Here is a 23151-nt window from a genome sequence, read left to right as displayed (position 1 = left end):
CCTGCCGCGTCAGTACCGGCGGCGGTACACCCGGGTCCAGGGATTCCGGCGGCACGCCAAGCATCTCGGCGGTGCGCTCCACGACGACGTCGTGCACGAGGTCCTGGAGCTCCTCCCGGCTGCCGCAGGCCTGTTCGACGACGAGCCGGAACAGCGTAATGACCGGACCTTCCTCGTCCGTTGCCGGGGTGTAGGCGCCCATTGGGGCGGGGCCTCCATCCGCAAGGAGCTGTTCCAGCCCCGGTGGGATCTCGTCAACGGCAAAGCGGACGCCGTCCAGCGGTTTGCCCCAGATGTCATGGAGCCGCTGGGCCGAGTCGAGGACGAAATCGTCAAAACGGTCGGAGCGGGTCCGGTATCCCGGCAGGGTGGGCAGCATGAGTTCGCCCCGGAGGCCGCGCCCGTGCCTGTTCCTGCGGCGCTGCCGGAAGCCTCGCGGTGCGGCGTTGTGGCCGGAACCGGCCGGCGCGGAAACGGCGTCGCCGGCTGCGGCGGCGGGGTCAGCCAAGCGGACCGTAAAACCCGGATCTTGGTGCGATGACTGCATATGTTGACTCTAAACCCGGCGGATGATTTACGCGATATGGCCCCCGCGACCCGCCGCGGGAGGTCCGCGGGTGCGGGAATCCGGCGCGGAAGGGGAGTAGTCTGTGATGTCGTGGGTGCAATTCGTCTTTGTTCAAGGTCAGCCTGCCGCATTTCGGCGGTGGCCACTTTGACGTACGTCTATGCCGACTCCACCGCCGTGCTGGGGCCGCTGGCCACCTACGCCGAGCCGCATTGCTATGACCTGTGCGAACAGCACGCCGGGTCCCTGACCGTCCCGCGCGGCTGGGAAGTCCTGCGGCTGGCAATGCCGGCGACACCGGCGGGGCCCGGTCCCGACGACCTGCTGGCGCTGGCGAACGCAGTCCGTGAGGCGGCGTCGCGGCCCCGTGCGTCGGACACGATCCCGGGCCAGCGGAACGCGCACCCCGCCTTGGAGGCGCCGTCTGCGGCGGAAGGCACCCGCAGGGGGCACCTGCGCATTCTGCGTGAACCATCGTGAGCTGCAACTGGCGGTAGGCTGGGAACTGCAAAATCCGTAAGCCACCGGCGCCAGCTGCGGCGCCCACCAGGGAGCGTTCATCATGCCGAATCTCAGTCCTGAGCTCTTGTCCGTCCTGCGCTGCCCCGTCACTGGATCCGCCCTGGTCCAGGAAGGCGAGGAGCTCGTCGCGACGGCGGCAGACGATTCCGGCGCGAAGCCGCGCTACCGCATCGAAGACGGCATTCCGCTGCTGCTGCCGCCGGAGCTGCTCCCGGCGGCCACCGCGGCGCCCTCCGACCAGCACGACGCCGGGCCCCGCGCCGCCGGTTAGGCCAAGGACGGGATAAGGCAGCGGAAATGCCCTTGCGGCGGCGGCCCCGCCCGGACCTGTCCCTCCGCGCCAATCCCGGAAACAGGCGGCCGAACTACTTCCAGTCACCGACACGCAAGGCCACAGCCACCCGGCCACCGGCGACCAGCCGGCAACACAAAGGATTCACATGACTTTCGACTACAAGATCGCGGACATCTCCCTGGCCGAGGCGGGCCGCCACCAGATCCGCCTCGCCGAGCACGAAATGCCCGGCCTGATGTCCCTGCGGGCGGAATTCGGCGCCAGCCAGCCGCTGAAGGGCGCCCGGATCGCCGGCTCCCTGCACATGACCGTGCAGACCGCGGTGCTGATCGAGACCCTCACCGCCCTTGGCGCCGAGGTCCGCTGGGCTTCCTGCAACATCTTCTCCACCCAGGATGAAGCAGCGGCCGCCGTCGTGGTCGGCAACGGAACCGTAGAGGACCCGCAGGGCGTCCCGGTCTTCGCCTGGAAGGGCGAAACCCTCGAGGAATACTGGTGGACCGCCCAGCAGATCCTCACCTGGCCGGGTGCGGACAGCGACCCGGACCTCGGCGCGAACATGATCCTGGACGACGGCGGCGACGCCACCATGCTGGTGCACAAGGGCGTCGAGTTCGAAGCGCTCGGCGCCGTGCCGGACGCCGGTGCCGACGAATCCGAAGAAGGCCGCATCTTCCTGGACGTGCTGCGCGGCTCGCTGCACGAGGACCCGCTGAAGTGGACCCGCATCGGCTCCCGCCTGCTCGGCGTTACCGAGGAAACCACCACCGGCGTGCACCGCCTGTACCAGCTGGCCGAGCAGGGAAAGCTGCTGTTCCCGGCGATCAATGTCAACGACTCCGTCACCAAGAGCAAGTTCGACAACAAGTACGGCATCCGGCACTCGCTGCCCGACGGCATCAACCGCGCCACCGATGTCCTCATGGGCGGCAAGGTCGCCGTCGTCTGCGGTTACGGCGACGTCGGCAAGGGCGCTGCGGAGGCCTTCCGCGGCCAGGGATCCCGCGTGATCGTGACCGAGATCGACCCCATCTGCGCGCTCCAGGCCGCCATGGACGGGTATCAGGTCGCGAAGCTGGAATCCGTGCTCAGCGAGGGCCACATTTTCATCACCACCACCGGCAACAAGGACGTCATCATGGCCGAGCACATGGCCGGCATGCGCGACAAGGCCATCGTGGGCAACATCGGCCATTTCGACAACGAGATCGACATGGCCGGACTCGCCCGGACCCCCGGCATCAGGAGGGTCGAGATCAAGCCGCAGGTGCACGAGTGGGTCTTCGACGAAGGCACCGCGGAAGAGCGGTCCATCATCGTCCTCTCCGAGGGCCGGTTGTTGAACCTCGGCAACGCCACCGGGCACCCGTCGTTCGTGATGAGCAACTCCTTCGCCAACCAGACGATCGCGCAGATTGAACTGTTCACCAAGCGGGACCAGCCCGAGGGCGGGCGCGAGTACGAGAAGCAGGTCTACGTGCTGCCGAAGATCCTCGACGAGAAGGTCGCCCGGCTGCACCTGGACGCCCTCGGCGTCGAACTGACCGAGCTGTCCAAGGAGCAGGCCGAGTATTTGGACCTTGATGTGGCCGGTCCGTACAAGCCGGCGCACTACCGCTACTAGGAACTGCGCGCTTCCCGTTCCAACCGGGCTCCGGACCGAGGTCCGGAGCCCGGTTGTGACCTGTTCGTAGCGGAAACCGCGGCGGAACTGTCAGGAAATTCGCCTATGCTGGCAGAAAGACACAGTGAGCCGTGACCGGGGCCTGGTCGAGGCGGTCCGGACGGAATAGGGCCAGCCCGAATGGTCCAGGAAAAAATGCAGTGGGGGACACAGGACGTGGTCAGAACCGAAGACAGTGGGGACCTCCGCCCGGAGTCCGGGCGCCGTAAGCGCAGTACCGGCAAGATCCTTGTCGTCGCCGCGATCTGCGCTGCCGTCGGCGCCGGCGGCATCGGGGTGGCCACCGCACCGCAGTGGGCCCATGCCGGCATGCCCTCGGAATCCTCATCGCCCTTGCGGAACGTGCCCGGCCTCGCCGCCCCCGTGGTTAAGCCCGTTGAGCTCGGCGTGACCCCGACCGATGGTGCCAAGGGCGTCAACCCTGCCGCGACACCCTCCGTCAAAGCCGTCAACGGACTCGTGAAGGACGTCGTGCTGGAACCCGCCAGCGGCGGCGGCCGGGTCCCGGGCACGACCAGCCCCGACGGCTCCACCTGGACCGCGGAGGATCCGCTGGAATTCGACACCCGATACCAGTATTCCTTCACGATTGTCGACGAAGCGGGCCGGGAGACGAAGAAATCCCAGAGCTTCAGCACGGTGGCCAAGGCCAACGAGGCCGATGCCGCCGTGAACCCCCTCAACGGCACGACCGTCGGTGCGGGACAGCCCATCGAGATTGTCTTCAGTGAGCCGGTCCTGAACAAGGAAGCGATGGAGAAGGCGGTCACCGTCACCGCTTCTTCGGGCCAGGCCGTCGCGTGGCGCTGGTATTCGGACCGGCGGGTCCGGATCCGTCCCGAGGCGTTCTGGGCCGCCAACACCCAGGTCACGGTCGACCTGAAGCTCTTCGGCGTGGATTTCGGTAACAAGATGATCGGCAACTCCGACGTCCTGGTGTCCTTCAAGGTGGGGCCGCAGCGCTCTCGCCGTGGTGGATGACGTCACCAAGACGATGAAGGTGTACTTCGACGGGCAGTTGGTCCGGACCGCGCCGGTGACACTGGGGGATGCCGACTGGCTCTCACCTACCGGCTATGCCGTCATCATGGAGCAGGAACGGCGCTCCAAGTTCAACGCCGGAAGCATCGGCCTGAAACCGGGAGACAAGGGTTACTACCCGCCGCTGACCGTGGAATACGCCAACCGGCTGACAAGCTCGGGTGTGTACGTCCACCAGGCCCTCGAGTCTGCCTGGCGTGCAGTCGGCCGGTCCAACGTCTCGCACGGCTGCGTCGGCCTGCTCCCGGCGGACGCGGCGTGGTTCTTCAACAATATGACGAGCGGTGACGTGGTCCAGACGCTCAACACCGGCGCCCCGCCGGTGGAGCCGCTGGAGGGCTTCGGCGACTGGAACATCCCTTGGGCACAGTACGCGAAACGCTGACGGCCGGTCCGCCCAGCGGCAACCTTCGGTCCGGCGAAAATAGCCGCCGTAATCCCGGCGGCCTCCCGGGGTGGCACCTCGCCCGCCGGGAGGGTCTGGCGGTAGTCTCGGAATCAGAGATATTGCGTTGCCAGGCGCAGGCCGGGCGGCACGAAAGCCTACGGAAGCGAAGCTGCAGTGACTGACACAGGTCCCACCCCTCCGAATCGACAGGATCCGCACCTGGATCCCGCCGATGACAGCGACGAGCCCGCCTTCGACTGGATGAAGCCGGCCTCCGCGGGCAGGGAGGAACCGGACAACGACGCAGGACCCGCCGGAGCGGGATCCGCCGGAGCGGGATCCGACGCGGAGCCGGCAACCGGCCCGGAGCCGGCAGCGGGCCCGGTGCCGGAAATCGGCGCGGCTGCCGGGGCGAGCGCAGTGCCGGGCCGCCGGGCCGACCGCAAGGCCGCGGAAGCCGCGGCCGCCTCGCCCGGACCACGGGAGGAGCCGCCGCACACTTCCGCCCTGCAGATCCGCCCACCCCAGGAAGAGGTTGAACGCCGGAATGCCGAACGCGAGCACGCCGCGAACACCAAGCCCGTCCTCCCGCGGGTGATGCAGGTCCTGCTGGCCATCTGCTTCCCGATCATCCTGCTGGTGATCGCCGTCCGGGCCGTCACCAGCCCCTTGTTCCTGTGGGTCGAGTACAACCGGCCCGGCTTCCCGGGCGACGGCTACGGCTTCAGCACGGACGACCGGATGACCTACGGCTCCTACGCCGTGGACTACCTCAGCAACTGGTCCGGCCCGCGTTACCTTGGGGAGCTCGTCGACCGCAGCGGCGACCAGCTTTTCAAGGAAGGCGAAGTCAGCCACATGGCCGACGTCAAGCTGGTCATCCTGTCCGCCTTCGGCGCCGGCGTCCTGCTGATCCTGCTCAGCCTCATCGCCATCACCTACCTGCGGCGCCGCAGCACCGGGGGAGTCCGCCGTGGCCTCTTCGCCGGCTCCATGGTCACTCTCGTTCTCATCATCGGCCTGGCCGTGCTCGCCGTCCTCGGCTGGGAGCAGTTCTTTACCGAGTTCCACCGCCTGTTCTTTGCCAGCGGCACCTGGACCTTCTCCCTGCAGGACACGCTGATCCGCTTGTTCCCCGGCCAGTTCTGGGTGGATGCCGGCATCGTCATCGGGGCCATGGTGCTGCTCGTCTCCCTGGCCACGCTGATCCTCACCTGGCCCACGCGGAAGCGCCGCGGACTGCCCAAGAGAGGCCCGGCAGCGGGTGGCACAGCTGGGAACCTCCAGTCAACGGACGGCACTCCCGCGGAGGATGCGGCAGCGGACGGCCCGGCAACGGGGGACGCGGCCGAAGAGCCTGCCGGAATACGGTCGCGCTTCAAGCGCGCCAAAGCCCGGAAGACGAGAGCAGCCGAGGGTGCCGCGGAAGGACCTGGCGGCCCTGCAGCCACCGATTCCGGTACCGGGGCAGACGCGGGCACGGATCAGGCAGAAGCGGACGGCAAGCCTTCCCGGGGCCACTCCAGCACTGTCTGATTCAAGCACCGGCCGCGGAGCGATAACCCATCGCCGGGTCAAAGACGGTATGGCGGCTTCTGCCGTAGAGCCGGGCGATATCTATCTGGAATTCCCGTACGACGGCGTCTTGAGTTTGAGGGACGGCGTCAGGTGCCAGGACGTCCCGGGCGAGGCGCCTCGCTTGCGGCGAAGACGCGCCGGGCACCGGGGGCCTTTGGCCAGCGCCGGGATTTGGCCCAGGTGCGGTCCGGATACAGAAACCAGGGCAGGTAGCCTGCCTCGATTCCCGCGAGGATGGCCCCGGCGCGCCAGTCCCGGCGGCACGACCGCCGGAATGCCGGGCGGCGGGGGGTCCGCCGCGGACTCTTCGCCGGCTCCATCGTCAACCTCGTCATCATCACCGGTGTGGGAGTGCTAGCCGTACTCGGCTGGGAGCAGTTCTTCACCGAGTTCCACCGGGTCTTCTTCGCCAACGGAACGTGGACCTTCTCCTTGCAGGACACCTGATCCGATTGTTCCCGGGCCAGTTCTGGGTGGACGCCGGCGACGTCGCGGGGCACGAGGACCCACGGCTCCGGGCGAAGATGCCGACCGGTCCACCGACCCGGACACGGAGGCAGCTGCTGCCAGCTATGCATACGGAGCCTCCGGGCCTTGGCGGACGCTGCGCCAGCGGATGGCCGGACGGCACCGTCCAGTCCAGCTTCCTCCGAGAACCCCAGCACCTCAGTCAACAACCGCATCAGCTACCGTGGCGTTGCGGATGCGCCGTAGGTACGCCGGGCTACGCGTTGACGTCCACGGCCAGTTGATCGATCCAGCCGCCGAGCGAGGTCCAGTCGCTCCAGGCAGCACCTGCGGGGGTTAGCTGCCATCTGTGCCAGAGGGCGTGATCGCTTCCGATGACGAGGGCTTCGAGTCGTCCATCCGGGTTCCGGGCGACCGCAGGTTTGTCGCACTGGCCACCCAGGGACGCCCAGCCGCTCCATGCCCCGCTCGGGGCTACCTGCCAGTTGTGCCAGAGCGCTTTGTCGCTGCCGACAACAAAGACTTCAAGCCGATCGTCTGCGTTGCGGTGGACTTTGGGTTGGTCGACCCAGCCGCCCAAGGAATTCCAGCCGCTCCAGCCGGCACCGTCTCGCCAGATGTGCCAGAGCGCGCGGTCGTTGCCAACGACGAAGACTTCCAGGCGTCCGTCCCCGTTTTGCCCGACAGTGGGTTGGCTAACCGAGCCGCCAAGGGAAGCCCAGCCACTCCATGCCCCACCCGGGCTCGCCTGCCAGTTGTGGTGGAGCGCTTTGTCGCTGCCGACAACGAAGACTTCAAGGCGGCCGTCCGCGTTGTGCCCAATGGTGGGTTCGGCGACCCAGCCGCCAAGGGAAGCCCAGCCGCTCCATACGCGACCGCTTTGCACGTTGTGGTGGAGCGCGTGGTCGCTGCCGACGACGAAGGCTTCCAGGCGCCCGTCCTGGTTCTCCCCGATGGTGGGTTGGTTAACCCAGCCGCCAAGGGAAGCCCAGCCGCTCCACGCCCCGTCCCGGCTTAGCTGCCAGTTATGCCAGAGCGCGTGGTCGTTTCCAACAACGAAGGCCTCGAGGCGCCCATCGCCGTTGCGTCCGATAGCCGGTTGGTCGACGCCGCCGCCTAATGATGACCAGCCGCTCCAGACGTTACCCGGAGGCAGCTGCCAGTTGTGGTGGAGGGCTTTGTCGCTGCCGCGGCCGAAAGCCTCCAGGCGTCCGGATCGCACCGGGGCCGTGAGGGGAACGGAAGCCGCACGGTCCGCCAAGGGCACCTGTTGCTTGAAAATCGGCAGGGCAGCCACAGCGAGGATGCCAGCGCCAGCCTTCAGGGTTTGGCGTCGGCTGATTGCTTGCCGCAAGTCGCCGTCAGAAGCACCTGGTGGGGTTGAAGAGTTGGTTCGTGTCTCAGACATCGGAACCTCCATAGATAGTTCAAGATAATGCACGCAACGAGTGTGGATCAAAGAATCTGCTCCGGGTGAGGTGACGGCTAGCAACCTCCCGCGTGCAGGGATGGCGTCCGCAATTACCCCTTGTCATGACGCTTACGGGGTCTGACGTGGCCGTAGCGGGAGCGGCTGATGGCCAGGTCCTCAAGTCATCAACGGCCCGCAACGCCGGCTATCGTGACGGAATTGTTGACGTGGTGATTCATCCGATCAGGTCCTCCCTGACGGACTTTCGGAGCCCGGATCTCCTAGATGCCGGGGCGTCACCTTGCATGGAAGAGCCCGGAACAGAACTGCCCGTTAATTAGCATCCTTGGAGCTCGCGGTCCGTTGAGATGGAAGCGGACTGCGGCTAAGAGGCGGGTGGCGACGACATCACTGAGGAACACCTCAGAAAGTTACGAGATACAGATCGGTATGCAACCCATATGGATCGCGTCACGCGGGCTAAACCCCGCGTACAATGAAACTAGCCTCAAGGAATGGGATATACTACCAGATTAATTATATGGGCTTGAGCATCTGATGGGCCATCGACGGGCCTAATATTCCTCGCTCGTCCAGGACGCCGAGAAGGCATCGCTGCTGTGAATGAAAACGCGGCACCTTGGCTCGTTGTGGATGGTCCTTCCTGCACCGCAGACCCCCGCCACGAGCACGCCGGGCGTCGGGGCGTAAGGCGCTGATGGCCGCTTGATTTCGGCTTTGCCCCGCGGCGGGTGTGATGGCACCCGGGGGCTTCGGTCCTGCCTGGCGGCGGCGGGCTTACCCTGCAGTCCTGCCCTAGATCCAGGACGGCATCCACATCCGGAACCGCCAGTCCTGGTAGGGAATGGTCTCGGCAGCCCAGACAGGGTAGAAGAACGCGGACACCACGACGGCGGTGACAACGAAGAGCGTCACGACGTACAAGCCGGAGCGACGGCGCCAGAGGGGGTCCGTCCGCTTGCCCAGCACGAGGCCGAGGCAATACACGAGGGCGAGGATCAGGAACGGCTCGAAGGACACGGCGTAGAAGTAGAACATGGTCCGGTCCGGATACAGAAACCAGGGCAGGTAGCCTGCTGCGATTCCCGCGAGGACGGCCCCCGCGCGCCAGTCCCGCCGGCCGGCCCACCAGAAGAGCAGGACGCCCAGGCAGATCGCCGCGCTCCACCAGATCAGCGGATTACCCACCGAGAGGATGGCTGTGGCGCAGTTGCCCGTCCCGCAGCCGGGGCTGTCCGGTGAGGGGGATTCGTAGAAGAACGAGGTGGGCCGGCCGAGCACCAGCCAGGTCCACGCGCTCGCCTCGTAGGGATGGTCCGCGCTGAGCCCCTGATGGAACTTGTACGCCTCCAGGTGATAGTGGGCGAGGGACCTCACCGCGTTGGGCAGCCAGCCCCATTCCGCCGACGCGTTGGTGTCCGCCCAGTGCCGGAAATAGGCGTCCTTGGACCGGAACCAGCCGGTCCAGCTCGCGGCGTAGGTGAGGGCAGCGACCGGGACAATGCTCAGGAACGCCGGAATGCCGTCCTTGAGGATGCCGCCGCTGATCCAGCCGTGGATTCCGGCGATCCGCCGGGCGCTCAGGTCCCAGAAAACGGTCATCAGTCCGAACCCGGCAACGAAGAACAGGGCGGACCATTTGGTTCCGACCGCGAGTCCCAGGCACACTCCGGCCGCAATGCGCCACCAGCGGATGCCCAGCCACGGACCGGAGGCGAGCTGGAGGGCTGATGGCCTGCCGCCGGGGGATGCGGCGGCCCGCCGGCCGAGCCGTTCCGCGAGCCGGCGCCGGCCGTCGTGGCGGTCCAGCAGCAGGGCGCCAAACGCGGCCAGGACCCAGAACATCAGGAAGATATCCAGCAGCGAGGTGCGGGACATCACCAGATGGTGCCCGTCGATTGCCAGCAGCACGCCGGCGACAGCCCCGAGGGTCAGTGAGCCAAACAGTTTCTGCGCGATCAGGGCCAGCAGGAAGATCGACAGCGTGCCGGCCAAGGCCGCTCCGAACCGCCAGCCGAAGGGGTTGTCCGGGCCGAAGAGCCACATTCCCGCAGCGATCATCCATTTGCCGACCGGCGGGTGGACCACGTACTCGGGCGTGTCGAGCAGAACCCCGGGGTTGCCGGCAATAAAGGAATCGTTGGCCTTCTCCGGCCACGCCCGTTCGTAGCCGCTGATCAGGAAGGAATAGCCGTCCTTGACGTAGTAGGTTTCGTCGAAGACCAGATTGCGGGGCGTGTCCAGCCGGACAAAGCGCAGGATCCCGCCGAGGGCGGCGGTGAGGGCCGGGATCAGCCAGAACCACAGGCGCAGTGACGGCGGATAGTCCCGCCAGCTCCGGACACCGCCGATCAGGCGATCCTTGAGGGCCTCGGGAGTGTAGGCCTCCGCGGGGCGGCTGATCCAGCGGTGCCCCTCCAGATTGCGTCCGGTCGGGGCGGTCGAGGGCGCCGGTCCGGCTGAACCGGCCTCGGCGGGCCGCGTGGGGGTCTGCGTCACCTTGCCCATGCTACCTTTGCAGCCCGGCGCCGGCCGCCCTCGCGCCCGCAGTAGGCTGGTCGTGTGGACCATGACATGAACACCTCCCCGAATCAGGACGGCGACGCCGGAGAACAGCCCGCCGAGGGAGGCGCGGCCAGCGGGCAGCCCCGCGAACCGGAAACAGTTCCGGACGGCGTTCCGGCGGCTGCGTCGCCGGCAGGCCCGGGCCGGATCGTGCTGGCGGCGACCCCGATCGGCAACGTCGGTGACGCCTCGTCCCGGCTGATCGAACTGCTGACGACGGCGGACATCGTCGCTGCGGAGGACACCCGGCGGCTGCACCGGCTGGTCCAGGGCCTGGGCGTCACCGTGGGCGGCCGCGTGATCAGCTACCACGAGCACAACGAGGCGGCCAAGACCGGGGAGCTCCTGGACCAGGTCCGGTCCGGGAAGACCCTCGTGATGGTCACCGATGCCGGCATGCCGTCGGTCTCGGACCCGGGTTTCCGCCTGGTCGAAGGGGCCGTTGCGGCCGGCCTCACGGTCACCGCCGTCCCCGGGCCCTCGGCCGTACTTACGGCGCTGGCATTGTCCGGGCTGCCGACGGACCGTTTCTGCTTTGAGGGGTTCCTGCCGCGGAAAGCCGGTGAACGCTCCTCACGGCTGGCGGACCTCGATGCCGAGCGGCGCACCATGGTGTTCTTTGAAGCACCGCACCGGCTGGAGCCGATGCTCCGCGCCCTGCGCGAACGTTTCGGCGCGGACCGCCGTGCCGCCGTCTGCCGGGAACTGACCAAGACGTATGAGGAAGTCATCCGCGGCAGCCTGCGCGAACTGCTGGAATGGGCCGAGAGCAACGAGGTGCGCGGTGAAATTGCCGTCGTCGTCGGAGGCGCCCCGGAACGGGAGCCAGGCAAGCCGGAGGACCACGTGGCCGCCGTCAATGCGCTGATTGCCCAGGGGATCCGGCTCAAGGAGGCCGTCGCGGCGGTGGCCGAAGACACCCGGGTCAGCAAGCGGGAGCTCTACTCCGCGGTGCTCGCAGCGCGCTGACCCGGCCGGTAGGCCGGCATCGGGCGATCGACTCGTGGCTGTGCAGCTGCACAGCGGATCCCGGTTGCGGTAGTGCGGGTATGCGTAGACATCGCGGAGAATGCGGCAGTACCGTGATGGTAAATCCAGCGCTGGCCCCCAGCGCTGAAGCCGACCCAAGTTCACCCGAATTGCCGACGAGGGAGTCAATCGTGACCGTAACTGCCCAGCCCATTATTACCGCTGAGCGCGAGAGTGCGCTGCTGGCCTCCGTACCGACGGGCCTGCTGATTGACGGGCAGTGGCGCCCGGCCGCCTCGGGAAAGACCTTTGATGTGGAGGACCCTTCGACCGGCGGGGTGCTGCTGAGCATCGCCGACGCGGGGCCCGAGGATGGGGCCGCCGCGCTGGACGCAGCCGCCGCCGCCCAGGAGTCCTGGGCAAAGGTGCCGCCGCGGCAGCGCGGTGAGATCCTGCGCCGCGCCTTCGAACTGGTGACCGAGCGTGCCGAGGACTTCGCACTGCTGATGACCCTGGAGATGGGCAAGCCGCTGGCGGAGGCCCGGGGCGAAGTCACCTACGGTGCCGAGTTCCTGCGCTGGTTCTCCGAGGAGGCCGTGCGCGCCTTTGGCCGCTACTCCGTCTCCCCGGACGGGAAGTCCCGGCTGCTGGTGACGAAGAAGCCGGTAGGCCCCTGCCTGCTGATCACCCCGTGGAACTTCCCGCTGGCGATGGCCACCCGCAAGATCGCGCCGGCCGTGGCCGCCGGCTGCACCATGGTGCTCAAATCCGCGAACCTCACCCCGCTGACCTCGCAGCTGTTTGCCGCCGTGATGATGGAAGCCGGGCTGCCGGCCGGCGTCCTGAACGTGATCCCCACGTCCACCGCCGGCGCCACCACGGGTCCACTGATCAAGGATGCCCGGCTGCGTAAGCTCTCCTTCACCGGTTCCACCGAAGTCGGGCGCCGGCTGCTGGCCGACGCCTCCGAAACGGTCCTGCGGACCTCGATGGAACTCGGCGGAAACGCCCCGTTCGTCGTGTTCGAGGACGCCGACGTCGATGCCGCCGTCGCCGGGGCGATGCTCGCCAAGCTGCGGAACATGGGTGAGGCCTGCACCGCCGCGAACCGCTTCATCGTGCACGAGTCCGTCGCCGATGAGTTTGCCGGGAAGTTCGCTGCGAAAATGGGCGAGATGACCACCGCCCGGGGAACGGAAGCGGACTCCAAGGTCGGCCCGCTGATTGATGCGAAGAGCCGGGACAAGGTCCACGAACTGGTCAGCGATGCTGTCTCCTCCGGTGCCGTGGCGATCGTCGGCGGCGGACCGGTGGACGGACCGGGATACTTCTACCAGCCGACCATTCTGAAGGGCGTCGCGGAGGGCACCCGGATCCTGTCCGAGGAGATCTTCGGACCCGTCGCGCCGATCATCACGTTCTCCTCCGAGGACGAGGCGGTGCGGCTGGCCAACAACACCGAGTACGGGCTGGTGGCCTACGTCTTCACGAACGACCTGAACCGCGGACTCCGGATGGGCGAGCGTCTGGAAACCGGCATGCTGGGCCTGAATGCCGGCGTGATTTCCAACGCCGCGGCGCCGTTCGGCGGGGTCAAGCAGTCCGGCCTCGGACGCGAGGGCGGCCTGGAGGGCATCGAGGAATACCTCTACACCCAGTACATCGGAATCGCCGACCCCTACGCAGGCTAGGGGGCAGGCCAGCCCCGGCGCGCCCGGCGCACCCGGCGGAACACGTTGCGGGTCCTCAACCAGGAACCCGCAGCGCGGCGCCGGGTGCGCTTTGCTACCTGCGACAGGGCACTGACAGGCGCCAATACCGACCGGCGCCAGCTGCCCATGACCGAGGGCGGCAGCCAGGCCGCGCGGGCGCGGACGAGCGGCCGCGCGTTGGCCCGCAACGTGGCCCGGACGGCGGCGATCCTGGCGGCAGCCGCGTTCCCGGCGCCGCTCGGCCGGTTGTCGCCCGCCCCGCCGCCCGGGCGCCCGTACTGGTGCCGCTCGAAATCGTCGGTGAGGGAAGCCACCGCCGTGTGGGCGGCAGCGCCGGGACCATCCGGCCCGCCCAAGGCGACGGAGGCCCGCAGCCGCTCGGAGAAGTGCCTCGGCGTCTCAGCGGTCCCGGGTGCAACTCCGTAGTCCGTGGCGAGATCACGCAGTTCAGCGAAAGCCGGCAGGGCAATCCCGCCACTTGCTCCGCCGCCAGCCTTCAGGCGCCGGCGACGGACGCCCCGTCGCGCCAGTCGCGGGGACACCACCAGCATGCCCAGCAACAGCAGGGCACCGGCGCTGTAGAGTGCGGGCAGCCACTGGGTACCGGCATCCGCCGGGTCTTGCGCGCCGGGGAGCGGGCCCGGGGCTACCTGCGGCAGCGGGGTGGGGTTTGCCTCTTCGGTGGGGAGCAGGCCTTCGTTGTTTTCGTTGGTGCTGGCGCCGCTGGGTGGAGCGTTCTCCCTCGAGTAGGACGGGACAACCCCGCGGGAGGGAGTCGGTTCGAACGCTACCCAGCCCACGCCCTGGAAGTAGAGTTCCGGCCACGCATGGGCGTCCCGGGCGTCCACCTCGAATTCCGGAAGCGCGCCCTGGCCCGCAATGGACACCGTTCCGCCGGTGGGGCGGCCCGGGGCGTAGCCGACGGCAATGCGGCTGGGGATCCCCTCCAGCCGGGCCATGACAGCCATGGCCGAGGCGAAGTGGATGCAGTAGCCGCTTTTCTGGCTGAGGAAGTCGCCCAGCACGGAGAGCCCGTTGCCGTCGTAGCCGCCCTGCACCGGGGACTGCAGGGAGTAGGTGAACTCCGGGGAGCGCAGGTACTTCTGGATTGCTACCGCCTTGGCGTACGCGGTCCCGCTGCCGGCCGTCACCGTGTCGGCCGTCGTGCGCACGATCTCGGGAACGTTGGCCGGCGACAGGAGGAACAGCTCCGGGACTCCCTGGGCCGGGGCCGGGGCCTGCTCCAGCAGGTCCGGCGTCAGCTGGGGGGCCGCGGAAAGCACGACGTACCGCTGGTCCCTTGAATTGGTGTCGAGTCCCTTGATGCTGAGCGTGGCGGGGTCCCAGCTCCAGCGCCCGGTCAGGCCGTTAACCGCCTCCGGCGCGTACGGCACGGGAAGGTACGGGCTCGTGAACAGGCCCGTGTTGACGGCCGTGACCACCCGGAGTTCGGTCGCGGCTGACTCCAGCCCCGTATCCATCCGCCCGGTGCCCACCCGGCGGGTATCCTCCCGGTCGTCCGGGGACCAGGAGTCGCCGTTGAAGCTGTCCACGGTCACGGAGCGGAGATACGGGATGGTGGGTGCGTTGGTGGCGTAGGTGATGCGGCCGTCGCCGGTCGGACTCCGCAGGCTGTTGCCCAAACTGATCATCGGGTTGAGTCCGGTGGCCGCGCCGAACGGGTTGAGCCGCGAACCCTGGGGGAAGGTGCCTTGGTCAAAGCCGGGGATCACGAGCTGCAGCAGGAGCGTGACGGTCAGCGCCAGTGCGCCGGTGAGTGAGGCCCGCCGGAGCTGCCCGGGATTGCGGGCCGTGTCTGCCCGGGTCCGGGGGTCCGGTGCGAACCACTGGCTGCTGGCCAGGATCAGCAGGTAACCGACGGCGGCGCCCGCGAAGCCGAGCACGCCCACGCTTTGAGGCTTGACCATGGCCGGGACAACGAGGATTGCCAGGATGCAGAGCCCGCTGGTAGCGGGCAGTGCCAACGGAAACGCCAGGGCATCGAGGAGCATCACCAGCAGCCCGAGGACGGCGCAGATCAGCAGCACGATCCCGGCGTTGGGGGCCACCGGGGCGCTCTCGGCGAGGACTGTTTCGCTGGCGCGGCGCAGGAACCGGCCCAGCTGGGTCATGGTGGCCCCGGAGGGGATGAAACCGATGATGCTGTGCGGACGGAAAAAGGTGAACGTCAGAATCATAACGAGCGAGGCCAGGCCGCCCAGACCAACGAATACGGTGCGCCACCGCAGTACCCGGAGGCCTGCCATGGTCAGGGAGACTGTGAAGACGGTCGTCACCACGGGGGAGTACCAGGCCCAGCCCCGCAGGACGCCGTTGAATCCAAGGGCCGCCCCCGCGACGGCAGTGGCGACTGCCAGGGCCATCACCCACGGGTGGGCGCCCATGCGTTGCCGCCGGGGGGCGTCGGCGGGGGCAAGGAGGGCAGCTGCGTGTTCGGCCCTGGCCGAGCCGGCGTCCGCCCTGGGGTGGCGTTGCGGGGTGAGTGTCATGGCCTGACCCCCACACCGGGCGGCGCGTCGGCGCTACGGGGAGGAGGAGTGACCGCGTCGTCCTGGTCAAAGGCTGACCAGGCGGCCGGATATGCCGTCGAGGCGGAAACCGCAGTAGCCCGCCAGCCTCCGAGCCGCAACGTTTCGAGGACTTCGCCGGTCTCCTGCGCCTGCTCCGTGATGACGAGGGCAAAGGCATTTATCCCGAAGCCGGCCGCCGGGGCGAGGTCCCGGGCTTCACGCGGCGTAACAGTGCCGAGGATGGCGAGGACGGGTCCCCGCAGCCGGTGCGCGGCCAGTTTGTCCATGAGCCGGTCGTCGAAGGGCCGCGGCGCGGAGTCCGCCCCGGCCGGAGTGCCGCGCCGGGAAGCGGCTTTCGTGTCGCGGCGCGCGTGCAGGGGCCCGCTGAGATGGATGGCGGCCAGGCTCTCGGCGACGGATTGCAGTCCGGCGGACCCGATGTATTCCTCGGCTTCGGGCTCGGGGGCCGAGGGGGAATGGAGGAACGCGGGCTCGCCGTCGGTGTCCAGGAGGCGCAGCGCGTAATTGCGCTCGGAGAGGTGGGCGCAGATCGACATGGTGGCCGTCACGGCCCATTCGAAGGCCTCACTGGTGCTGATTTCGTGGCCGTCCGCGTCCGCTACGCCGGAGACATCGGTGTGGGAGTGGGCGGGGCGGGGAAAGGACGCAAGCCGCTGGTCCAGGATGATGGTGGCCTCCGGGGTGGTCACGGATTCCTCCTGCCGGACCATGAGTTCACCATGCCGTGCCGTGGCGGCCCAGTGCACGCGCCGCATCGGATCGCCGTGGCGGTATTCGCGGGTCATCACGTCGTCATCGCTCGGGTTGCCGCGGATCCTGGTGGCAGTGACGCCGTCGTGCCCGCGGGCTCCTGCCAGGCCCGTTACCGGCAGTTCGACGGCGGCCGGTGTCACGGTGAGGATGTCGCCGTCGTCGATCGCGTGTCGGTGCAGCGACAGCCCGAACGGGTCGCTGAATTCGGCTGTGACCGGTCCGATCCGGAACTGGCCACGTTTCCCGGACCGCAGATGGTACTCGTAGCGGCTGGTGCCTCCGGCCGCCGAACGCGCCGGGAAGCGGAACGCGGGCGATTCGCCGAATCTTGCCGGCAGTTTTTCTTCCATCAGGGCCTGACCGGAGCCGGCCCCGGTCCGGGCCACGGCCAGCAGGACAGTCGTGGTGGCAGCGGTTTCGACGGTGGAGGGGTGGAACTCCCGGTAGACCTGGAACCTTGGCTTGAGGACCCGGGTTCCGGCCAGCGCGAGCAGCGGCAGGACAACCAGGAAGATGGCCAGCGCCAGCAGGTCGCGGCGTCCCATCACCTGGGCCGCGAGCAGGAAGGTGGCGCCCGCGCCCAGCAGGCCCCAGCCGCGCGTACTGAAGATGTTTCTGGGAAAGCGGTCCATCAACCCCACGGCGGAACCACCCTAGCTGAGATGCGGCGGGAGGGGGGACTGTGCCGCCGCCCGGGCAGGAACGGGGCTCCGGCCGTTGCTGGAAACCGGGGCCCCGCCGACCTCGGGCGTGACCGGGATCTTTGCGAGCACGGCCCGGATGACGCTCTGCGGCGTCTCCCCGGTGCTGGCCGCCTTGCGGTCCAGGATGATCCGGTGCGCCAGGACCGCTTCCGCAACGTTCACGACGTCGTCCGGCAGCACAAAGTCCCGTCCCGCCAGGGCCGCCGTCGCCTTTGCCGCCCGGAGCAGCTGGAGCATGGACCGGGGACTGGCGCCAAGCCGGAGCATGCTGCTTTCCCGGGTGGCCCGTCCGAGCGACACCGTATATTCCTTGATCGATTGCGAGACGTAGACCTGCTGCACCGTGGCAATCATGGCCGCCACGTCAGCAGCAGTCACCACCGCCGTCACGCGGGTCAACGGTGACGTCGCCTGGTGGGTCTCCAGCATCTCCATTTCGGCGTCCTTGTCCGGATAGCCCATGGAAATCCGCGCCATGAAACGGTCCCGCTGAGCCTCCGGAAGCGGGTAGGTCCCTTCCATCTCGATGGGATTCTGGGTGGCCACCACCATAAAGGGCTCATCGAGGGTGTAGGACTTGCCGTCCACCGTGACCTGGTGCTCTTCCATGCACTCCAGCAGCGCCGACTGGGTCTTGGCGGAGGCGCGGTTGATTTCGTCACCGATGACGATGTTGGCGAACACAGCCCCCGGCCGGAACTCGAAGGACCGGGACGCCTGGTTGTAGATGGAGACGCCGGTGACATCGGAGGGCAGCAGGTCCGGGGTGAACTGGATCCGGCTCACCGAACAGTCGATGGTGCGGGCCAGCGTTTTGGCCAACAGGGTCTTGCCGACTCCGGGTACGTCCTCCAGCAGCAGGTGCCCCTGCGCCAGGAGCACGGTCAACGCGAGCTTCGCCGCTTCCGCCTTGCCGTCGATCACGGTGTTGATGGCCTTCAGGATGCGCTCGCTGGCAGCGTGGAACTGTTCCGCATCCAGGGCCGCGGGCAACCGTGCCGGGCGCCGGGCAACCCCGTTCCCCTCCTCAGCGGAGCCGCCCTGGAAGCCCCGATCCTCAGGGAGCACTTCGTGTATGGAGGTGCGGTGGTAGTCCATCGGCAGCCTTTCAGCCCTGGTGCGCAGCCTGGACGGATCGGCACGGGTTGCCGGGCTCGTCATCGGTGTTCACCTTATTCATAACAGAGTACTAACAGAACCACCGGGGCTGACAGAGAGTTCCGGGTAAATCTCCAGACACCGGCCGCGGGGCGATTTAGCCCACCGCCCGCTAAACGGAGGTTCGGCCGGTCCGGGGGTCCCGGTTAAGCTGGACTGATGCGCAATCCCCTGACTCCGGTCCCCTTCCGCGCCGCCGGCAGCGATGGTGCTGACCGGCAAGGATACCCGCCCGCGCCGGACCCCCTTCCGGTCCCGGTCCTGGACAACCACACCCATTTGGACTTTCCCAACGCCGATTTAACGGTCAGCGTTCAGGACGCCCTGGACGCGGCCGAGGCGGTCGGCGTCCAGGGTGCGGTGCAGGTGGGGTGCGACCTGGAGTCCTCCCGGTTCACGGTCCGGGCCGTCGAGCTGGATGCACGGCTGCTGGGCGCCGTCGCGCTCCATCCCAATGACGCCCCGCTCTACGCCGCGCGGGGCGAGTTGGAGGAGGCCCTGGCCGAGATCGAGGCGCTCGCCTCGCATCCCCGGATCCGCGCGATCGGGGAGACCGGCCTCGACTTCTTCCGCACGGAGGGCGACGGGCTGGCCCATCAGCGCTATTCCTTCCGCCGGCATATCGACATCGCCAAGCGCCTCGGGCTGACACTGCAGATCCATGACCGGGACGCCCACGACGACGTGGTGCAGGTACTGCGCGAGGAAGGCGCCCCCGAGCGGGTGGTCTTCCACTGCTTTTCCGGCGGCGAACCGCTTGCCCGGGTCTGCAATGACGAGGGCTGGTACATGTCCTTCGCCGGCACCGTGACATTTAAGAACGCGGTGGACCTGCGCGAGGCCCTGGCGATCGCGGAACCATCCCGTGTCCTCGTCGAAACCGACGCGCCGTTCCTGACGCCGCACCCGCACCGCGGGCGACCGAATGCCAGTTACATGGTGCCGTACACCGTGCGGGCCATGGCGGAATTGACTGGAAGCGAGCTCTCGGAGTTGTGTGCCCAGATCACCGAAAATACGGTGGGGGCGTACGGATCCTGGGACTGACAGGACCCCTCGCCGAGCTCTCCCGCAGAATACCCGGTATGCACGATTTCTTGGCTGCTTTATAACGCTACGGTTACAGTGGTCAACTATTAGCCGGGGTCGGGGAAGGCCTTCGGATAACTTCACTCCTGCGGGGCGTGCATTGTGGCCAATCATCCACATGCGCGCTCTCGTTTGTGAGGGTGCCAGTGCACACAGCTACCTGCGAACAGCCGGACCCGTTCCGGAGCTGCCCCTGGGGCGCTCGCGGCGGCTGAACCTGTGCGCTTTCCCCGTGCCCGGATGGTCCAAGAGATACGGGCAATCGTGGTCAAGTTCTTCACTTCGGACGGCAAGTTCAGCTTCGTCAAGGTCGGCACGCAATTAGTCGTGCTCGTGGCACTCGTGCTCGGCCTCGTGGCCTTCGTCGGCAACAACAAGACAGTGACGCTTAACGTCGACGGAAAAGTAAGCTCCGTGCAGACCTTCGGCGGCACCGTCGGCCAGGTCGTCAAGGGCGCAAAAGTTGAACTGCAGCCATCCGACAGGGTTTCGCCCTCGGCGGATTCCCGTGTGCAGGACGGATCGGTCATCAACGTCAACCTCGCCAAGGCTGTAAAGGTCAGCCTCGACGGCGCGGAGCGGACCATCAACACCACCTCGCCCACCGTTGAGGGCCTTGTGACGGAACTCGGCGTCGCCAGCGCCTCGGAAGTGTCCGTCCCGAAGGACGCCCAGCTGTCCGTTTCCGGTTCCTTCCTGACCATCTCGACGCCGAAGACAGTGAGCATCGTCGCCGACGGCAAGGCCGCCCAGACCACCACGACCGCAGCCACCGTCTCCCAGCTCCTTGCTGACACGGGCGTCACGCTCGGAGCCAGCGACCGGACCTCCCAGCCCGGCAACGCCCCCGTCGTCAATGACATGGTCATCAAGGTTTCCCGCATCGACGTCAGCAAGACGGCCGAGACCACCGAGCCCGTGCCGTTCCAGACGGTCAGCACCCAGAGCGCGGAGCTGTTCAAGGGTGAGAAGGACGTGACCCAGGCCGGCGTGGCGGGCACCCTGAACAAGAGCTTCAAGCTGGTCCTGGTGGACGGCCGCGAAGCGTCGCGAACCCTCGTTTCCGAGGCGGTCAGCGTCCAGCCGGTCACCGAGAAGGTCACGGTCGGCACCAAGGAAAAGCCGAAGTCCCAGGCCGGAAACACCGGCGCCGGCGCTCCGGCCATGATGAACGAAGCCATGTGGAACAAGATCGCCCAGTGCGAGTCAACCGGCAACTGGTCGATCAACAACGGCAACGGCTACTACGGCGGCCTGCAGTTCGATATCCGGACCTGGCTCGGCGCCGGCGGCGGCGCGTACGCGCCCAACGCCAGCCTTGCCACCAAGGCCCAGCAGATCGATATTGCCAACCGTGTCTACGCGCAGCGCGGCCTGCAGCCCTGGGGCTGCGGCTGGGCCGCCCGCTAAGCGGGACGAACTTCCCTCCGTTGTTGGTGAACGACGGCGGGCGCGGCGGCTGACCACGGCCGCAGCCCCCGCAGAGGCCGGGTCCGACTCCGGACCCGGCCTCTGTCGTGCCCGGAGGATCGTGCCCGGAGGATCCGGTCCGGCTCGGGGGTGCCTCCCGTCCGGCGCAGCGGGTCCTTGCCGGGCGCAGCCGGTCCGAGCCGACGGGATAGGATACCTAGGTGACTGAACCGACCCCCCTCGCGTCCGCCAACGCGCCCGGAACCGCCGCCGCCAAGGCGCCCGGAACCGAGCCCGCCAAGGCGCCCGGAACCGCGCCCGCACCCCTGATGGGCGCCTCCGACATCCGCCGGCTGGCCGAGGAAATCGGGGTCCGGCCGACCAAGACGCTGGGCCAGAACTTTGTCATCGACGGCAACACCATCCGCCGGATCGTCGCCGCCGCCGACATCCACCCCGACGAGACCGTGCTGGAAGTGGGTCCCGGGCTGGGATCACTGACCCTCGGCCTGCTCGACGCCGCGCAGTCCGTCGTCGCCGTCGAAATCGACCCGGTCCTCGCGGCTAAGCTTCCCGCCACCGTAGCCCAGTGGCGCCCGCAAGCCGCGGACAGCTTCCACCTTGTCCTCGCCGACGCCATGAAGGTCACGCAACTACCCGCGCAACCGACCGCGCTCGTGGCCAACCTTCCCTACAACGTTGCCGTTCCTGTGGTGCTGCACCTGCTGCAGCACTTCCCCAGCCTCCGGCACGGACTGGTCATGGTCCAGGACGAGGTTGCCGACCGGCTCGCGGCCGGCCCCGGGTCCAAGACTTACGGTGTCCCGTCGGTCAAGGCCGCCTGGTACAGCAGCATGCGCAAGGCCGGCGTGATCGGGATGAACGTCTTCTGGCCGGCGCCCAAAATCCACTCCGGCCTCGTCGCCTTCACCCGCCGGGAGCCACCGGTCACCACCGCGACCCGGGAACAGGTCTTCGCCGTGATCGACGCAGCCTTCGCCCAACGCCGCAAGACCCTGCGCGCGGCGCTGGCAGGCTGGGCCGGGAGTGCCGCCGAAGCCGAGCGGTGCCTGCGGGCCGCCGGCGTGGACCCCACCGCCCGCGGCGAAGTGATCGACATTGCGGCGTTTTCGCGGATAGCCGAAGCGCACGCCCGGCCCGAGGCCTGAACACCGTACCTGACACGCGGCAGCATCATTGCCCGGGCGCCGTCCGCGGGCAAGGCTTTGAGCATGGCACTGCCATGCCATAGCGTGGAGCCATGAACGCAGTGAGAGGGCGCTTTGCCGCGAGGACCGTCCGGGTCAAGGCTCCCGGCAAAGTAAACGTCTCACTCGACGTCGGCCCCCTCCGGGCTGACGGCTATCACTCCGTCGCCAGCGTCTATCTCGCGGTCTCCCTCTACGAGGAGGTCGCCGCCACCACCACGGACACCGGCGAAATTACGGTGAGTCTCAGCCCGGCGAGCACGGTGGACCTCGACGTCGTCGACATCCCCCTGGACAAGCGCAATCTGGCCTTCAAAGCCGCCGCCATCATGACCGACGTTTCGGAGCACTCCACCGGGGTCCACCTCGAAATCACAAAGCGGGTCCCCGTGGCGGGCGGCATGGGCGGGGGCTCAGCCGATGCCGCCGCCACCCTGCTTGCCTGCGACGCGCTGTGGAACAGCGGGCTCTCCCGCGAGGAGCTGGCGCACCTGGCCGCGGAACTCGGCGCCGACGTGCCGTTTTCCCTGCTCGGTGGCACCGCCGTCGGACTCGGCCTGGGTGATGACCTCTCCCCGGCGCTCGTCAAGGCCCAGACGGACTGGGTGCTCGTCACCGCCGACTTCGGCCTGCCCACACCGGAGGTCTACCGGACCCTGGACCGGCTGCGGACGGCGGAAGGAATCTTTGTCGAGGAACCCAGCTCCGTGGACCCCGGGATCCTCAAGGCGCTGCGCGGGGGAGACACGGACGCACTGAGCCGGGTCCTGGTCAATGACCTCCAGCGGGCCTCGATCGAACTGGCGCCGCAGCTCCGCGACACCCTGGGGCTCGGCGAATCGTGTGGCGCCATCGCGGGAATCGTTTCGGGGTCCGGGCCCACCGTGGCCTTCCTGGCACACAGCCCGGGGGCCGCCGCCGGACTGGCCGAAGACCTGCGCCACCACGGCCTCGAAGCCATCCCCGTGCACGGGCCGGTGCACGGGGCACGCATCATCTCCGATACGCTCCTTTAGAAGCTTCGGCCCTTTCGACGGCGCTCTTCAGCTCGACCA

The 23151-nt window shown here is 68.0% G+C and carries 15 protein-coding genes and 3 pseudogenes; 12 read left to right on the top strand and 6 right to left on the bottom strand.

Annotation, left to right across the window (positions count from 1 at the left end):
• Window positions 1-9: 9 nt before the first annotated feature.
• A pseudogene (locus QFZ69_RS14865) lies at window positions 10-547 on the bottom strand (metallopeptidase family protein).
• Between the two features lie 111 nt (window positions 548-658).
• Between QFZ69_RS14865 and QFZ69_RS14860 the strand changes: the two are divergent.
• The 6 genes and pseudogenes from QFZ69_RS14860 to QFZ69_RS23365 all read left to right on the top strand — a co-directional run.
• Window positions 659-1048, top strand: a complete 390-nt coding sequence (locus QFZ69_RS14860) for a DUF3499 domain-containing protein (protein ID WP_306919302.1) — start codon at window positions 659-661, stop codon at window positions 1046-1048.
• An 82-nt stretch (window positions 1049-1130) separates the two neighbouring features.
• A complete protein-coding gene (locus tag QFZ69_RS14855) occupies window positions 1131-1361 on the top strand; it encodes a Trm112 family protein (RefSeq protein WP_264356558.1) in 231 nt (76 codons plus the stop codon).
• A gap of 169 nt (window positions 1362-1530) precedes the next feature.
• Window positions 1531-3009: an adenosylhomocysteinase gene (ahcY, locus tag QFZ69_RS14850; RefSeq protein ID WP_306919299.1), complete on the top strand. Its 1479-nt coding sequence runs from the start codon at window positions 1531-1533 to the stop codon at window positions 3007-3009.
• Window positions 3010-3204: 195 nt separating this feature from the next.
• Window positions 3205-4495: pseudogene (locus QFZ69_RS14845) on the top strand (Ig-like domain-containing protein).
• Window positions 4496-4672: 177 nt separating this feature from the next.
• Entirely contained in the window at window positions 4673-6034 is a 1362-nt protein-coding gene (locus QFZ69_RS14840) for a TIGR01906 family membrane protein (RefSeq protein WP_306919295.1), read from the top strand.
• A 312-nt stretch (window positions 6035-6346) separates the two neighbouring features.
• Window positions 6347-6828: pseudogene (locus tag QFZ69_RS23365) on the top strand (DUF1461 domain-containing protein); the annotation flags it as partial.
• On the opposite strand, the gene QFZ69_RS14830 reads toward QFZ69_RS23365, so the two are convergent.
• Complete coding sequence (locus QFZ69_RS14830) at window positions 6801-7952, bottom strand: hypothetical protein (protein WP_306919293.1); 1152 nt, start codon at window positions 7950-7952, stop codon at window positions 6801-6803. The pseudogene QFZ69_RS23365 and the gene QFZ69_RS14830 overlap by 28 nt on opposite strands.
• An 819-nt stretch (window positions 7953-8771) precedes the next feature.
• Complete coding sequence (locus QFZ69_RS14825; protein ID WP_306919291.1) at window positions 8772-10484, bottom strand: dolichyl-phosphate-mannose--protein mannosyltransferase; 1713 nt, start codon at window positions 10482-10484, stop codon at window positions 8772-8774.
• A gap of 66 nt (window positions 10485-10550) precedes the next feature.
• Here QFZ69_RS14825 and rsmI point away from each other — a divergent pair, with 66 nt between their 5' ends.
• Together rsmI and QFZ69_RS14815 are read left to right on the top strand one after the other, a co-directional pair.
• Entirely contained in the window at window positions 10551-11510 is a 960-nt protein-coding gene (gene rsmI, locus QFZ69_RS14820) for a 16S rRNA (cytidine(1402)-2'-O)-methyltransferase (protein ID WP_373461943.1), read from the top strand.
• A gap of 191 nt (window positions 11511-11701) precedes the next feature.
• Window positions 11702-13201, top strand: coding sequence for an NAD-dependent succinate-semialdehyde dehydrogenase (locus tag QFZ69_RS14815; RefSeq protein WP_306919287.1), 1500 nt, complete (start codon window positions 11702-11704; stop codon window positions 13199-13201).
• Here the strand turns inward: QFZ69_RS14815 and QFZ69_RS14810 are convergent.
• From QFZ69_RS14810 to QFZ69_RS14800, 3 genes are read right to left on the bottom strand one after another with little or no spacing between them, the layout of a single operon-like run.
• Window positions 13198-15732 (bottom strand): DUF3488 and transglutaminase-like domain-containing protein, encoded by a 2535-nt coding sequence (locus tag QFZ69_RS14810; RefSeq protein WP_306919285.1) that lies wholly within the window; start codon window positions 15730-15732, stop codon window positions 13198-13200. The two genes, QFZ69_RS14815 and QFZ69_RS14810, sit on opposite strands and share 4 nt — an antisense overlap.
• Window positions 15729-17168: a DUF58 domain-containing protein gene (locus QFZ69_RS14805; RefSeq protein ID WP_306919283.1), complete on the bottom strand. Its 1440-nt coding sequence runs from the start codon at window positions 17166-17168 to the stop codon at window positions 15729-15731. Before QFZ69_RS14805 ends, QFZ69_RS14810 begins: the two co-directional genes overlap by 4 nt.
• A 12-nt stretch (window positions 17169-17180) precedes the next feature.
• The gene (locus QFZ69_RS14800; protein ID WP_306919705.1) at window positions 17181-18329 is read right to left on the bottom strand and encodes a MoxR family ATPase; all 1149 of its coding nucleotides are present in this window, start codon (window positions 18327-18329) and stop codon (window positions 17181-17183) included.
• Between the two features lie 219 nt (window positions 18330-18548).
• Here QFZ69_RS14800 and QFZ69_RS14795 point away from each other — a divergent pair, with 219 nt between their 5' ends.
• From QFZ69_RS14795 to QFZ69_RS14780, 4 genes are all read left to right on the top strand, one after another.
• Complete coding sequence (locus QFZ69_RS14795; RefSeq protein WP_306919281.1) at window positions 18549-19436, top strand: TatD family hydrolase; 888 nt, start codon at window positions 18549-18551, stop codon at window positions 19434-19436.
• Window positions 19437-19742: 306 nt separating this feature from the next.
• A complete protein-coding gene (locus QFZ69_RS14790) occupies window positions 19743-20888 on the top strand; it encodes a resuscitation-promoting factor (RefSeq protein ID WP_307000472.1) in 1146 nt (381 codons plus the stop codon).
• Between the two features lie 329 nt (window positions 20889-21217).
• Window positions 21218-22057: a 16S rRNA (adenine(1518)-N(6)/adenine(1519)-N(6))-dimethyltransferase RsmA gene (rsmA, locus tag QFZ69_RS14785; protein WP_306919704.1), complete on the top strand. Its 840-nt coding sequence runs from the start codon at window positions 21218-21220 to the stop codon at window positions 22055-22057.
• Between the two features lie 92 nt (window positions 22058-22149).
• Window positions 22150-23112, top strand: coding sequence for a 4-(cytidine 5'-diphospho)-2-C-methyl-D-erythritol kinase (locus QFZ69_RS14780; protein ID WP_306919277.1), 963 nt, complete (start codon window positions 22150-22152; stop codon window positions 23110-23112).
• Window positions 23113-23151: the final 39 nt, after the last annotated feature.

This window comes from Arthrobacter sp. V1I7 (genome assembly GCF_030817015.1).
Lineage (GTDB): Bacteria > Actinomycetota > Actinomycetes > Actinomycetales > Micrococcaceae > Arthrobacter.
The sequence above is the reverse complement of the archived record's forward strand: the minus strand, read 5'-3'. Positions and strand labels throughout refer to the sequence as shown.